At 70.9% G+C, this 14180-nt stretch carries 15 protein-coding genes; 10 read left to right on the forward strand and 5 right to left on the reverse strand.

Features of this window, described 5'->3' with window-relative positions; translation table 11 throughout:
* Positions 1-94: 94 nt before the first annotated feature.
* From FBY22_RS01585 to FBY22_RS01610, 6 genes are all read left to right on the forward strand, one after another.
* Positions 95-1654 (forward strand): ABC transporter ATP-binding protein, encoded by a 1560-nt coding sequence (locus tag FBY22_RS01585; protein ID WP_142142092.1) that lies wholly within the window; start codon positions 95-97, stop codon positions 1652-1654.
* Positions 1651-2781 (forward strand): ABC transporter permease, encoded by a 1131-nt coding sequence (locus FBY22_RS01590; RefSeq protein ID WP_142142093.1) that lies wholly within the window; start codon positions 1651-1653, stop codon positions 2779-2781. Before FBY22_RS01585 ends, FBY22_RS01590 begins: the two co-directional genes overlap by 4 nt.
* Entirely contained in the window at positions 2778-4064 is a 1287-nt protein-coding gene (locus FBY22_RS01595; protein ID WP_142142094.1) for an ABC transporter permease, read from the forward strand. The genes FBY22_RS01590 and FBY22_RS01595 overlap by 4 nt, the downstream gene beginning before the upstream one ends.
* Complete coding sequence (locus tag FBY22_RS01600) at positions 4061-4462, forward strand: cytidine deaminase (protein WP_142142095.1); 402 nt, start codon at positions 4061-4063, stop codon at positions 4460-4462. Before FBY22_RS01595 ends, FBY22_RS01600 begins: the two co-directional genes overlap by 4 nt.
* 79 nt (positions 4463-4541) lie before the next feature.
* Positions 4542-5819: a thymidine phosphorylase gene (locus tag FBY22_RS01605; protein ID WP_174267179.1), complete on the forward strand. Its 1278-nt coding sequence runs from the start codon at positions 4542-4544 to the stop codon at positions 5817-5819.
* A gap of 95 nt (positions 5820-5914) precedes the next feature.
* Entirely contained in the window at positions 5915-6508 is a 594-nt protein-coding gene (locus tag FBY22_RS01610; protein ID WP_142142097.1) for a Uma2 family endonuclease, read from the forward strand.
* 5 nt (positions 6509-6513) lie between these two features.
* Here FBY22_RS01610 and FBY22_RS01615 read toward each other — a convergent pair whose 3' ends face one another.
* Positions 6514-7434 (reverse strand): AEC family transporter, encoded by a 921-nt coding sequence (locus FBY22_RS01615; RefSeq protein WP_142142098.1) that lies wholly within the window; start codon positions 7432-7434, stop codon positions 6514-6516.
* Positions 7435-7589: 155 nt separating this feature from the next.
* Here FBY22_RS01615 and FBY22_RS01620 point away from each other — a divergent pair, with 155 nt between their 5' ends.
* Positions 7590-7976 (forward strand): STAS domain-containing protein, encoded by a 387-nt coding sequence (locus FBY22_RS01620; protein ID WP_142142099.1) that lies wholly within the window; start codon positions 7590-7592, stop codon positions 7974-7976.
* On the opposite strand, the gene FBY22_RS01625 is transcribed toward FBY22_RS01620, so the two are convergent.
* Entirely contained in the window at positions 7860-8885 is a 1026-nt protein-coding gene (locus FBY22_RS01625; protein WP_142142100.1) for a sigma-70 family RNA polymerase sigma factor, read from the reverse strand. The genes FBY22_RS01620 and FBY22_RS01625 overlap by 117 nt on opposite strands.
* 155 nt (positions 8886-9040) lie before the next feature.
* Positions 9041-10315, reverse strand: coding sequence for an MFS transporter (locus FBY22_RS01630; RefSeq protein WP_142142101.1), 1275 nt, complete (start codon positions 10313-10315; stop codon positions 9041-9043).
* A 63-nt stretch (positions 10316-10378) separates the two neighbouring features.
* Here FBY22_RS01630 and FBY22_RS01635 point away from each other — a divergent pair, with 63 nt between their 5' ends.
* On the forward strand, positions 10379-11329 hold the full coding sequence (locus tag FBY22_RS01635; RefSeq protein ID WP_142142102.1) for a LysR family transcriptional regulator: 951 nt from the start codon (positions 10379-10381) through the stop codon (positions 11327-11329).
* Positions 11330-11337: 8 nt separating this feature from the next.
* Here FBY22_RS01635 and FBY22_RS01640 read toward each other — a convergent pair whose 3' ends face one another.
* The gene (locus FBY22_RS01640; RefSeq protein WP_142142103.1) at positions 11338-12099 is read right to left on the reverse strand and encodes an alpha/beta fold hydrolase; all 762 of its coding nucleotides are present in this window, start codon (positions 12097-12099) and stop codon (positions 11338-11340) included.
* A gap of 113 nt (positions 12100-12212) precedes the next feature.
* On the opposite strand from FBY22_RS01640, the gene FBY22_RS01645 reads away from it, so the two are divergent.
* Positions 12213-13370, forward strand: a complete 1158-nt coding sequence (locus FBY22_RS01645; protein ID WP_142142104.1) for an adenosine deaminase — start codon at positions 12213-12215, stop codon at positions 13368-13370.
* Positions 13371-13508: 138 nt separating this feature from the next.
* Positions 13509-13865, forward strand: a complete 357-nt coding sequence (locus tag FBY22_RS01650; RefSeq protein WP_142142105.1) for an ATP-binding protein — start codon at positions 13509-13511, stop codon at positions 13863-13865.
* 71 nt (positions 13866-13936) lie between these two features.
* Here the strand turns inward: FBY22_RS01650 and FBY22_RS01655 are convergent, their stop codons facing one another.
* Positions 13937-14140 carry a PspC domain-containing protein gene (locus tag FBY22_RS01655; RefSeq protein ID WP_142142106.1) on the reverse strand — a complete coding sequence of 68 codons (204 nt, stop codon included), beginning with the start codon at positions 14138-14140 and terminating at the stop codon, positions 13937-13939.
* Positions 14141-14180: the final 40 nt, after the last annotated feature.

Below are 14180 nucleotides of genomic sequence, written 5' to 3' on the forward strand. Positions count from 1 at the left end.
TGTCAACTCTACGCGTGTAGCGTGGAGTTGCCGCGCTAGCGTCGCCGACGCCTGCCCCCTCCTACGCAGCCCCTTTCCCCGAGGAGAGTGCGCCATCAACGCGTCCAGCCCTCCCGCTGCCGTCGAACTGCGCGGCATCACCAAGCGATTCCCCGGCGTCGTCGCCAACAAGGACATCGACATCACCGTCCGCACCGGAACCGTGCACGCGCTGTGCGGTGAGAACGGCGCCGGCAAGTCCACCCTGATGAAGATCCTCTACGGTATGCAGCAGGCCGACGAGGGCACCATCGTCGTGAACGGCGAGACGGTCGTCTTCCACAACCCCGCCGACGCCATCGCCCGTGGCATCGGCATGGTGCACCAGCACTTCATGCTCGCCGACAACCTCACCGTCCTGGAGAACGTGGTCCTCGGCGCGGAGAAGCTGTACGGCATCGGCGCCAAGGCCCGCGCGAAGATCAAGGAACTCTCCGACGCGTACGGACTGAACGTCCGCCCGGACGTCCTGCTGGAGGAACTCGGCGTCGCCGACCGCCAGCGCGTGGAGATCCTCAAGGTCCTCTACCGCGGCGCAAAGACCCTCATCCTCGACGAGCCCACCGCCGTCCTCGTCCCTCAGGAGGTCGAAGCCCTCTTCGACAACCTGCGCGAGCTCAAGGCCGAGGGCCTCACCGTCATCTTCATCTCGCACAAGCTGGGTGAAGTCCTGTCCGTGGCCGACGAGATCACCGTCATCCGCCGCGGCACCACCGTCGGCACGGTCAAGCCCGCCGGCACCACCACCAAGAAGCTCGCCGAGCTGATGGTCGGCAGCGAACTGCCCACGCCGGAGACCGAGGAGTCCACGGTCACCGACCTCGCGCTGCTCAAGGTCGACGGCCTGCGCCTGGCCCAGACCGACCTCGACGGCGTCGAGCGCATCATCCTCGACGACATCTCCTTCACCATCCACAAGGGCGAGGTCCTCGGCATCGCCGGCGTGGAGGGCAACGGCCAGTCCGAGCTGGTCGAGGCCATCATGGGCATCCGTGCCCTGAACGCGGGCACGATCGCCCTCGACGGCACCGACATCTCCCACGCCCCCACCCGCGAGCGCCGTGAGTCCGGCGTCGGCTACATCCCCGAGGACCGCCACCGCCACGGCCTGCTCCTCGAGGCCCCGCTGTGGGAGAACCGCATCCTCGGCCACGTCACCGAGCGGCCCAACTCCCGCGGCCAGCTCCTCGACATCAAGGCCGCCCGCACCGACACCGCGCGCATCATCGAGGCGTACGACGTCCGCACCCCCGGCATCGACGTCACCGCCGCCTCCCTCTCCGGCGGCAACCAGCAGAAGCTGATCGTCGGCCGCGAGATGAGCCACGCGCCCAAGCTGCTGATCGCCGCCCACCCCACCCGGGGCGTGGACGTCGGCGCCCAGGCCGCGATCTGGGACCACATCCGCGAGGCCCGCCGCGAGGGCCTGGCCGTGCTGCTGATCTCCGCCGACCTGGACGAGCTCATCGGCCTGTCCGACACCCTGCGGGTGATGTACCGCGGCCGGCTGGTCGCCGACGCCGACCCCGCCACCATCACCCCCGAGGAGCTGGGCTCCGCCATGACGGGTGCGGCCACCGGCCACCTGGAGCACACAGAGGACGACGCCCGATGAACAAGCTGACCCAACGCATCGACAAGGAGCGGCTGCTCCTCGCCATCGCGGCCCCGCTGCTGGCGATCGTCGCCGCGATCGTCGTCACCACCCTGGTGATCCTCGCCACCGGCAAGAACCCGGGCGCCGCCTTCAGCGACATGCTGACCTACGGCACCGCCAGCGACAGCCAGGTCTACATCCTCAACAAGGCGACGACGTACTACCTGGCGGGCGTCGCGGTGGCCGTCGGCTTCCGGATGAACCTGTTCAACATCGGTGTCGACGGCCAGTACCGGATCGCCGCGTTCTTCGCCGCCGTCCTCGGCGGCGCGCTGAGCACGCCCGGCTGGATCTCCATCCCGCTGATCATCCTGTGCGCGATGGCGACGGGCGCGGTCTGGGCGGGCATCGCCGGTGTGCTGAAGGTGACCCGCGGCGTCAGCGAGGTCATCTCGACGATCATGCTCAACGCGATCGCCACCGCGATCATCGCCTACCTGCTGCAGCCCGGGAAGCTCGCCGAACTGCAGAGCGGCGGCACGGTCGTCTCCACCAAGCCGCTGGCGAAGGACGAGTACTTCTTCCAGATCAACACCGGCGCGGCCGGCGAGCTGTGGGGCTTCATCTTCATCGCCGTGGCCGTCGGCGTCGCGTACTGGTTCGTGCTCGGCCGCACCCGGTTCGGTTTCGACCTGCGCACCGTCGGCCAGTCCGAGAGCGCGGCCGCCGCGAGCGGTGTGTCCGTGAAGAAGATGGTCGCCACCAGCATGCTCATCTCCGGCGCGATCGCCGGCCTGATCGGCATGCCGACCCTGCTCAACGACAGCCACCAGTTCAGCAACGACTTCCCGACGGGCATCGGCTTCACCGGTATCGCCATCGCCCTGCTCGGCCGCAACAACCCGGTCGGCATCGCGCTCGGTGCCCTGCTGTGGGGCTTCCTGGAGCGCACCACCAACCACCTGGAGTTCCAGGGGTACGACAAGGAAATCCTCGGCGTCATCCAGGGCGTCATCGTCCTGTGCGTCGTCATCGCCTACGAGGTCGTACGGCGCTACGGCCTCCGGCGCCAGCAGCAGCGGGTCGGCGCCGAGCTCGCCGCCCAGGCCGCCGCCCCGACCCAGAAGCAGGAGGTGGCGCGATGACTGCCACGATGACCGACACGCCGCCGCCCGCGGCACCCAAGGCGGACACCGCGAGCACCCGGTCGGGCCGCCCGCTCGGCCAGATCCTCATGATCGTCGCGGGCGCGCTGCTCCTCGTGGCCGCGGTCCGCGCCATCACCGGCGCCAACCAGCTCACCTCCGACGGCCAGGTCAGCGCCGCGCTGAGCCTCGCCGTGCCGATCGGTCTCGCCGGTCTCGCCGGCCTGTGGTCCGAGCGCTCCGGCGTGGTCAACATCGGCCTCGAGGGCATGATGATCCTCGGCACCTTCGGCGCCGGCTGGATCGGCTGGCAGTCCAACCCCTGGCTCGGGCTGCTGTGCGGCGTCGGCTTCGGCGTCCTGGGCGGTCTCGTCCACGCGGTCGCGACCGTCACCTTCGGCGTCGACCACATCGTCTCCGGTGTCGCCGTCAACCTCCTGGCGCTCGGCACCACCCAGTACCTCGCCAAGCTGTTCTTCTCCGACGGCAAGGCGGCCGACGCGGGCGGCAACCCCAAGCAGTCCCCGCCGGTGGACTCGCTGCCCAACTTCGACATCCCGGGCGTCTCCGACGCCCTGCACTCCCTCGAGAACCACCACTGGTTCCTGATCTCCGACCTCGCGGGCATCCTCGGCGGCCTGGTCACCAACCTGTCGGTGATCACGATCCTGGCCTTCGTGCTGTTCGTCGCCAGCTGGTGGCTGCTGTGGCGCACCCCGTTCGGTCTTCGGCTGCGCTCCTGCGGCGAGAACCCGATCGCGGCGGAGTCCCTCGGCGTCAACGTCTACAAGTACAAGTACGTGGCCGTCGCCGTCTCCGGCGGTCTGGCCGGCCTCGGCGGCGCCTTCCTCGCCCTGGTCACCTCGCACATCTACCTGGAGGGCCAGACCGGCGGACGCGGTTACATCGGTCTCGCCGCCATGATCTTCGGCAACTGGCGGCCCGGCGGCCTCGCCATGGGCGCCGGCCTGTTCGGCTACTCCGACGCGCTCCAGCTGCGCAACGGGGGCCAGACCGTGCACGCGCTGCTGCTCCTGCTGGTCGTGCTCCTCGTGGCGATGGCCGGCTGGAAGATGTACAAGAAGGCCCACTGGCAGGGCGGCATCAGCCTCTTCGTGGGCGCGCTCGTGCTGCTGTGGTACCTGGTCACCGACGAGGTCCCGAGCGACTTCGTGGGCGCCACCCCGTACGTCGTCACCCTCCTCGTCCTGTCGCTGTCCGCGCAGCGCCTGAGGATGCCCAAGGCCGACGGCATGCGCTACCGCAAGGGCCAGGGCAAGTGACCCGGCCGGCCGACGTCGACTGGGAGGCGTTGCGCGAGCTGGCCCGCGAGGCCATGACCCACGCGTACGCCCCCTACTCGGGCTACCCGGTCGGCGTCGCCGCCCTGGTCGACGACGGCCGCACGGTCTCCGGCTGCAACGTCGAGAACGCCAGCTACGGCCTGGGACTGTGCGCCGAGTGCGGGCTGGTCTCGCAGCTGCAGCGCACCGGCGGCGGCCGGCTGACGCACTTCACGTGCGTGGACGGCCGGGGCGAGATCCTGGTCCCGTGCGGCCGCTGCCGCCAGCTGCTGTACGAGTTCGGCGGCCCCGACCTGCTGCTGGAGACCCCAGCGGGCATCCTCCCGCTGTCGCAGATGCTGCCCCAGGCCTTCGGCCCGGACCATCTCAACAAGTAACTCCCGTACGGCCCCTTCGATTCGACTCTCGAAGGGGCCGCACACTTCCTGAACCACGGAAGGACCGCACGCCATGGCCATGGACGCCATCTCCGTCATCCGCACCAAGCGGGACCGCGGCGAACTCAGCGACGAGCAGATCGACTGGGTCATCGACGCGTACACCCGCGGGGAGGTCGCCGACGAGCAGATGTCCGCGCTCGCCATGGCCATCCTCCTCAACGGCATGAACCGCCGCGAGATCGCCCGCTGGACCGCCGCGATGATCGCCTCCGGGGAGCGCATGGACTTCTCGTCCCTGTCCCGCCCCACGGCCGACAAGCACTCCACGGGCGGCGTCGGCGACAAGATCACGCTGCCGCTGGCCCCCCTCGTCGCCGCCTGCGGCGCCGCCGTGCCGCAGCTGTCGGGCCGGGGCCTCGGCCACACCGGCGGCACCTTGGACAAGCTGGAGTCGATCCCGGGCTGGCGCGCGCTGCTGTCCAACGAGGAGATGCTGCACGTCCTCGACACCACCGGCGCGGTCATCTGCGCGGCGGGCGACGGCCTGGCCCCCGCGGACAAGAAGCTCTACGCCCTGCGTGACGTGACCGGCACGGTCGAGGCGATCCCGCTGATCGCCTCCTCGATCATGTCGAAGAAGATCGCGGAGGGTACCGGTTCCCTGGTCCTGGACGTGAAGGTCGGCACCGGCGCGTTCATGAAGACCATCGAAAACGCGCGGGAGCTGGCGTCCACCATGGTGGGCCTCGGCACCGACCACGGCGTCAGGACGGTCGCCCTCCTCACCGACATGTCCACCCCGCTCGGCCTGACCGCGGGCAACGCGCTGGAGGTCCGCGAGTCGGTCGAGGTCCTGGCGGGCGGTGGCCCGGCGGACGTCGTGGAACTGACGATCGCCCTGGCCCGCGAGATGCTGGACGCGGCCGGCGTCCGCGACGCCGACCCGGCGAAGGCCCTGGCCGACGGCTCCGCGATGGACGTCTGGCGCCGGATGATCGCGGCCCAGGGCGGCGACCCGGACGCGGCGCTGCCCACGTCGAAGGAGCAGCACGTGATCAAGGCCCCGTCGACCGGCGTCCTCACCCGCCTCGACGCCTACGACATCGGCGTCGCCGCCTGGCGCCTGGGCGCGGGCCGCGCCCGCAAGGAGGACCCGGTGCAGGCGGGCGCGGGCATCGAGATGCACGCCAAGCCGGGCGACACGGTGAGCGAGGGCCAGCCCCTCCTGACCCTCCACACGGACACCCCCGAACGCTTCGAGTACGCCCTCCAGGCGGTGGAGGGTTCGTACGACATCCAGGCGACCGGTACGGAGTTCACGGCGTCGCCGGTGGTGTTGGAACGTATCGCCTGACCAGGGGATTTTCCCTTTCGGGTGAACGGGATCGGTGGACCGCCACCGGTCCCGTTCGGCATGCTGGGGTCGGTGACGACCGATTGGAGACCGCCATGAGCGCACTCGCCGCCGAGCCCGGCTCCCCTGGGAACACGGACTGGGACGAGCTCGTCCGTGTCTGGGAGGAGACGGACGCTCCCGAGGGCAGCAAGGTGGAGATCATTGAAGGGATCGTCACCGTGTCGCCTCCGCCTTCCGAAGAGCACAACGACACCGCTGAGCTGCTTCACGAGCTCCTGTACGGCGCACGGCCTCCCGGCAGCGACTGGGGGATCTATCAGACACTCGGCCTCGCATGCCCCGAGACGGGCGGCCTGTTCATGCCGGACCTGTGCGTGGTGCCGAGGGCCGCTCTGCGCCGCGGCAAGCGCGTGCACGCGGGGGAAGCGGAACTCCTCGTGGAGGTAACGTCCAAGAGCAACGCGAACCACGACCGCATCAAGAAGGCGCACGGCTACGCCGTCGCGGGCGTACCTCTCTACCTCCTCCTGGACGCCTGGCAGTCGGGGCGTCCCACAGCGACGCTCTACGGAGAACCGCAGAGCGGCACCTACCGAGTCCTCTCTTCGGTGGAATACGGCGAGGAGTTGCCGCTGCCCGCACCCTTCAAGCTGGTCCTGGACACCGGCATCTTCCCGCTGAAGTGAGAGCGTCAGCCCAGCAGCGCCGCCACGACCACCAGCACCGGCACCGACAGCACCGTCGACAGCAGGATCGAGTCCCGCGCCAACCCCTCCGCCACCCGGTAACGGCTCGCGTACGTGTACAGGTTCTGCGCGGCCGGAAGTGCCGACGTCACCACCACGTCCAGGAGTTGATGGCCCCGGAGCCCGAAGACACCGGTCGCCAGCGCCCAGGCCACCGCCGGCTGGCCCACCGACTTGAGCGCCACGGACAGGCACACCGCCCCCCGGTCGGCGCCCCGCCCCGGCATGGTGCTGCCGCACAGGGAGATCCCGAAGGCCAGCAGGACCGCGGGGACCGACATGTTGCCGATCAGGGTGAGGGGGTCCATGACGGGCGCCGGGACCCGCACCCCGAGCGCCGACACCGCCACCCCGGCCAGTGAGCCCACGGCGATCGGATTGCGCAGGGGCGTCAGCAGCCGTAGCCACAGCGGACCCTTCTCGCCCTTGCCGGACAGGTCGAGGATCGTCAGGGCGACCGGGGTGACCCCGATGAGCTGGAACAGCAGGACGGGCGCGACCAGTGAGGCGTCGCCCAGGACGTACACCGCGATCGGGATGCCGAGGTTGCCGGAGTTGACGTAACTGGAGCACAGGGCGCCGATCGTCGTGCGGCCCACGCCCCAGTCCCGCGCGGCGCCCACCGCGACGAACACCCCCGCGGCCGCTGCCGTGCTCATGGCCGTCACCAGCAGCCGGCTGGAGAAGATCACCGACAGGTCGGCGTGGGCGAGGGTGGTGAACAGCAGCGCCGGTGACGCCACGTGGAAGGCCAGCTTGGTCAGGACCTCGCGGCCGTGCTCGCCGAGGTGACCGCCGCGTCCGATGACGTACCCGACGCCGATGACGACCGCGATGACCGCGAAGCCCGTCAACACGCCCTGCACAGCGGCTCCTTCGCGAGGTCCTCGGCCGGAGGCGGGCCGTCGGGTGTTCGGGGCGATGCTGATCGGTGGGGCATGCAACCAACCCTCCGGGGCGGCAGGGCGGCAGGTCAATGTGATCCCGCTCGGCGGACACGCCTCGTAGGCGGCCCGCCGCGATGAGTTCCGCCCGCTCGCGCGGTCTACCGCTCGTGGACGCCATGAAGCCTGCTCTGCTGGTGCTGCCCGGCCCCGTCACCCGCGACGAGGCGGCGGGGCTGTGCGACGACGTGCAGGCGCTGCTTCAGTCCACGGGGGCCGGTGTCGTCGTGATCGACGTCGCCGGGATCGGGCCCCCGGGTCTCGGCGCCGTCGACCTGCTGGCGCGGCTCCAGCTCGCCGCCCGGCGGGCCGGGGGACGCATCCGGCTGCGGGACCCCGCGCCCTCCCTACACGCCCTGCTCGGTCTGGTCGGGCTCCGCTTCGAGGTGGAGGGGCAGGTCGAAGAGCGGGAACCACCGCTTGGTGTCGAGGAAGAAGTGGAACCCGGTGAGCCGGCCCTCTGAGATCTCCAGCACCTGCACCGCCCAGGGCGCATAGCCGCCCGCCTCCGGGTCGGGCTTGTACTGGGCGAACCCCGGCAGGCCGTTGACCTGCACCGGCAGCAGCCGGGAACCCTCGCAGGCGGAGCCCAGGGTCGTCATGAAGCCGGTGATGTCGTCGTGGCCCGTCAGCCACAGGTCGAACGGCGGCATCGTCATGACGGCGTCCTCGTGCAGCAGGGCCGTCAGCGCGGTCATGTCGTACCCCTCGAAGGCGGCGACATAGCGCTCCAGCAGCTTCTGCTGCTCCTCGTCCAGCGGGTCGGACACCGTCGCCCCGGCCGCCTTGTCGGCCTTCTCGCGCTCGGCCAGCGTGGCCCGCGCCCGCTGCAGCGCGCTGTTGACCGACGCCACCGAGGTGTCCAGCAGCTCGGCGACCTCGCTCGCCCTCCAGGCCAGCACCTCGCGCAGGATGAGCACCGCGCGCTGCTTGGCCGGCAGCTGCTGCAGGGCGGCCATGAAGGCGAGCCGCACCGACTCCTTGGCGACGGCCGCCTCCGCCGGGTCGTCCGTCGTGGGCAGCACGCGGTTGTCGGGCATCGGCTCGAGCCAGGTGTTGTCGGGGCGGGGGGAGAGGGCGGCCTGGGCGAGCGGGGTGGACTCGCTGAGGTCCATCGGGCGGGCGCGCTTGTTGCCGGCGGTCAGCATGTCCAGGCAGACGTTCGTCGCGATGCGGTACAGCCACGAGCGCAGGCTGGAGCGGCCCTCGAACTTGTCGTAGCTGCGCCAGGCGCGGACCATCGTGTCCTGCACCGCGTCCTCGGCCTCGAAGGAGGAGCCGAGCATGCGGTAGCAGTACCCGGTCAGTTCGACGCGGTGTTTCTCCAGCCTGACGTCGAGATCCGCGGTCGTGGTCGCCGTACCGTCGCTCATGTCCACCCACCCCTGTGGCATTCCTGTCGCGCGCCTTTGCGCCCAGCACGTCCGAAGCTAGCGCAGGGCACTGACAATGGCCCCCGGAGCGGACGAAGGCGCAGGTCGGCGCAGTGCGGCTCGCGGCCGGAGCCTGACAGGCGGGGCGGGTGGGCTCAGTGCGCGGCGACCGGCCGCCGCGTGGCGACCCGCGCCGCGCGCGAGCCGAGCACCGTGATCGTCACGACGCCCAGCACCGCCAGCAGGCCGACGGCCACCGTCCCGGCCCAGCCGCCGGCGTGGAAGGCCGTCGCACCGACCGTGCTGCCCGCGCTGGAGCCGATGTAGTACGCCGACTGGTACAGGGCCGAGGCCTGCGCGCGGCCGGTCGTGGCCGTCTTGCCGACCGCCGATGAGGCGACCGCGTGGCCGGCGAAGAACCCGGCCGTGATGAGTACCAGACCCAGCAGGACCGGCACCAGGGAACCGGCCAGCGTCAGCAGCAGGCCGCCCGCCGTCGTACCGCCCGCGAGGTACAGCGCTCCGCGGCGGCCCAGGCGGCCCACGAGCCGGCCGGCCGTGGACGCGGACACCGTGCCCACCAGGTAGACGAGGAAGATCGAGCCGACGATGCCCTGGGGGAGGGAGAAGGGCGCCTCGGTCAGGCGGTAGCCGATCACCGTGTACACGCCGCCGAACACCGTCATGAACAGCGCGCCGATCGCGTACAACCGGCGCAACAGCGGGTCGGCCAGGTGGTTGCGGACCGTACCGGCCAGGACCCGCGGTCGCAGCGAACCGGGGGCGAAGTGCCGCGGTGCGGGCAGCAGCAGCCGGAACGCCACCGCGCAGACCACCGCGATCACCCCGATGACGCCGACGGCCACCCGCCAGCCCCACACCTGCGCGACCCACCCGGTGATGACCCGGCCGCTCATCCCGCCGACACTGTTGCCCGCCACGAACAGCCCGATGGCCGTGACCAGCGCCTTGGGCCTGACCTCCTCGGCGAGATATGCCGTGGCCGACGCCGGCAGACCGGCCAGCGCGGCGCCCTGCAGGGCCCGCAGCACCACCAGCACGCCCAGCGAGGGCGCGAACGGCACCAGGAGCCCCACCGACACCGCGACCGCCAGCGAGGCGGTCATCACCGTCCGGCGGCCGAACCGCTCCGACAGCGCGCTCATCGGCAGGACGAACAGCGCCAGCCCGCCCGTCGCCGCCGCGACGGTCCAGCTCGCCTCGCTCGCCGCCACCCCGAACTCGCCCGAGATCAGCGGCAGCAGGGCCTGCGTGGAGTACAGCAGCGCGAAGGTCGCGACGCCGGCGAGGAAGAGCGCGAAGGACATGCGGCGGTATGCCGGCCCGCCCGGGGCCATACGGGAGTCGGGAGCGGAAGCGGTCGTGACGGCGCCCATGACGCTGGACGCCCCGGTACTGGCGGGAGACATGCCTCGAAGCTACGTACGCCCCCGCTCATCCGTCCAATGCATGGAATCGTCATAATCGTTCCCATGGAGCATGACCCGAGCTCACAGCCCCGCCTGTCACCGACCAGTGACACAGAAGACATGACGATGTTGCTGGCCCCGCGCCTCGCCCACTTCGCCGGCGTGGCCCGCACCGAGCACGTCACCCGCGCCGCGCAGGAACTCCAGGTGCCGCAGTCCACCCTCTCCCGCGCCATGGCGCGCCTGGAGCAGGACCTGGGTGTCGACCTGTTCGCCCGCCACGGCCGCACGGTCTCCCTCACCCCGGCCGGCCGTACCTTCCTCACCCACGTCGAACGCGCCCTCACCGAGATCGAGCGCGCCGCCGACGAGGTCCGCGCCGACGCCGACCCCACCTCAGGCAAGGTCGCCTTCGGCTTCCTGCACACCATGGGCGCGGAGACCGTCCCCGCCCTCATCCAGGCCTTCCGCCTCGACCACCCACGGGTCCGCTTCAGTCTGGTCCAGACCTACGGCGAGGCCATGCTGGAGAAACTGCGCGCGGGGGAGCTGGACCTCTGCCTCACCTCCCCGGTCCCCGACGCCCCCGACCTCGTCGCCCGTCGCCTGGACGAGCAGAAACTCCGCCTGGTCGTCCCCGTCGACCACCGCCTCGCCACCCGTCGGCGCATCCGCCTCGCGGAAGCCGCCGAGGAGGCCTTCGTCACCCTGGAACCCGGCTACGGCCTGCGCCGCATCACCGACGACCTGTGCAAGGAGGCGGGCTTCAAACCCCGCGTCGCCTTCGAGGGCGAGGAGGCGGAGACGCTACGGGGCCTGGTGGCCGCGGGCCTGGGTGTGGCCCTCCTCCCTCCGCCGGCCTTCCCGCGTCCGGGAGTCGTCGAGCTGACGGTCACTGCCCCGCGGGCGGCCAGGGAGATCGGCGTGGCCTGGCTGGACGGCCGTCCGGACACGCCCCCGGTCGCCGCCTTCAAGAGGTTCCTGCTGTCGAGAAGGGGAAGTCTGCTGCCCTGAGGGCCCGGTCACCGGCGCAGCGACTTGCCGAACCCGGCCGCCAGCGGCATCCGCAGGCCCAGGGGAGGCGGAGCCGCCAGCGCGTCCTCGACCGGCCGCGACAGCCCTCTGCCGAACAGCGCCCCCATCACGAAGTCCTCGGTCAGGGCGTGCACTTCACGCCGGTACTGGTGCAAACCGTGGCCGTCGGCGTGCACTTCGAACCGGCACACCTCCCGGTTCGCCTTCTTCGCCCGGGCCGCCAGCCGGAACGACAGCTCCGGATCGGTCCGTTCGTCGTTCGTGCCGTGCACCATCAGCACCCGCCGGCCCACCAGCTGCTTCACCGGTTCAGGGGACGCCGCCACGTCCTCCTCCGGCAGCCAGGGCGCGATCGCCACCACGGAGTTGACGGCCTCGTGCCCGCCGGCGCGCAGCGCGGCCCGGCCGCCCATGTCGAAGCCGACGAGACACACGGGAACGTCCCCGTACCGCCGTACGACCTCGTCCACGCCCCAGGACGCGTCCCGGGCCAGGTGGGCCTCGGTGCCGTTCCAGCCCCGGTAGCGGTAGTGGACGACATGCGTGGCCAGCCCGTCCTCCCGGCCGGCCCGGGCCAGCCTGCGGCCCAACGCCCGCACGGAGGCGGTCGCCAGCATGGGAGACGGTCTGCGGTCGGACTCCTCGTCGCCGCCGGGGAGCAGCAGCACCGCCGCGCTCACCGCCGTCGGCTCCGGACCGATCGCCCTCCCCAGCCGGGCCTGTCGTACCGGCGTCGCTTGGTGTGCCATGACAGAACAGTGTCAGAAGCGAGGGTGTACATGACCCGTCGGTGCGGTCACCGTTACGTATCGACGCAGATGTACACCGCGCCGTCTACGCGCGTAGGAGGTAGAGTGCGGAAATGACGAGCCAGACCATGTCGAACACCCCGACGCCGGACCAGATCCGCCGGGCGCCGAAGGTTCTGCTGCACGACCACCTCGACGGCGGCCTCCGCCCGGGGACGATCGTCGAACTCGCCCACAGCACGGGCTACACACGCCTCCCCGAGACCGACCCCGGCAAGCTCGGCCTCTGGTTCCGCGAGGCGGCCGACTCCGGTTCGCTGGAGCGGTATCTGGAGACCTTCTCCCACACCGTCGGCGTCATGCAGACCCGCGACGCCCTCGTCCGGGTCGCGCGCGAGTGCGCCGAGGACCTCGCCGAGGACGGCGTCGTCTACGCGGAGGTGCGCTACGCGCCCGAACAGCACCTCGAGGGCGGGCTGAGCCTCGAAGAGGTCGTCGGGGCCGTCAACGAGGGCTTCCGGGAGGGCGAGCGGATCGCCCGTCTGAACGGCCACCGCATCCGCGTCGGCGCCCTGCTCACCGCCATGCGGCACGCCGCCCGCGCGCTGGAGATCGCCGAACTCGCCAACCGCTACCGCGACCTGGGCGTCGTCGGCTTCGACATCGCGGGCGCCGAGGCCGGCTACCCGCCCACCCGGCACCTCGACGCCTTCGAGTACCTCAAGCGGGAGAACAACCACTTCACCATCCACGCCGGCGAGGCCTTCGGGCTGCCCTCCATCTGGCAGGCCCTGCAGTGGTGCGGCGCCGACCGGCTCGGGCACGGGGTGCGCATCATCGACGACATCCAGGTGCAGGCCGACGGCTCGGTCAAGCTCGGGCGGCTCGCCTCCTACGTCCGGGACAAGCGCATCCCGCTGGAGCTGTGCCCCAGCTCCAACCTGCAGACCGGCGCCGCCTCCTCGTACGCAGAGCACCCGATCGGACTGCTGCGCCGGCTGCACTTCCGCGCCACGGTGAACACCGACAACCGGCTGATGTCCGGCACCAGCATGAGCCGGGAATTCGAGCACCTTGTCGGCGCATTCGGTTACACGCTCGACGACATGCAGTGGTTCTCCGTCAATGCGATGAAATCAGCGTTCATTCCTTTCGATGAACGACTGGCCATGATCAATGACGTCGTCAAGCCGGGGTATGCGGAGCTGAAGTCCGAATGGCTGTTCCAGCAGACCGCCTCCACCAGCGCTCCTGCTGAGCCGGAGAGCTGAACCGGCGATATCGGGGGCGCGGAATGCGGACGGGTATTCACAATCCGTCCGCATTTCGATGTTTGCGGCGGCAGCGTCCGCGTGTTTACGTTCGGGGACCGCTCACATCCCCGTAACCCCATTTCGAGGACGCATTCAATGAAGCAGTCTGCTGTCAGGACCCTCGGTGTCGCCGTCCTGGGCGCCGCTTTCGCCGCCGCGGGCTCGGGTGCCGCGACCGCGGCCCCGGGGCTCCCGAACGCCACCGGGGCGCTGGACAACGTCACCAAGACGCTCCCGGCGGAGAACCTCTCCCACGCGGTGCCGGGTGCCGGTGACACGGCGGCCCACAGCAAGGACGCGGTCGGCGCCGGGCTGGCCGCCGTGCAGCCGGGCGCGGCGCGGATCCTCGGCCACGGCCCGACCAAGCCCGTCGCCGGTCTGCTCGGCGGCCTCCCGGTGGCCCAGGGCCTGCCCACGCACGGTCTGCCGGTGAACGGCCTCCCGCTGGGCTGACCCCTCGACGCGCCGATGGGGCGCGCCCCCTGGACACGGGGTGCGCCCCATCGGCGTACGCGCCGAAGGTGTCACCAGGCGGTGCGGGCCGCCTTGTCCTCCGAGGGCAACAGGATCCACAGGGCTATGTAGAGCAGGAACTGAGGGCCCGGCAACAGGCACGACACCAGGAAGATCACCCGCATCGTGGTCGCGGAGGTGCCGAAGCGCCGAGCCAGACCGGCGCACACTCCGCCGATCATGCGGCCGTTGGTGGGGCGGACGAGGGCGGACATCTGCGGCTCCTTCGTGAGCGTCGAGTGGAGGAGGCCCTTG

It is taken from the genome of Streptomyces sp. SLBN-31, assembly GCF_006715395.1.
GTDB lineage: Bacteria > Actinomycetota > Actinomycetes > Streptomycetales > Streptomycetaceae > Streptomyces.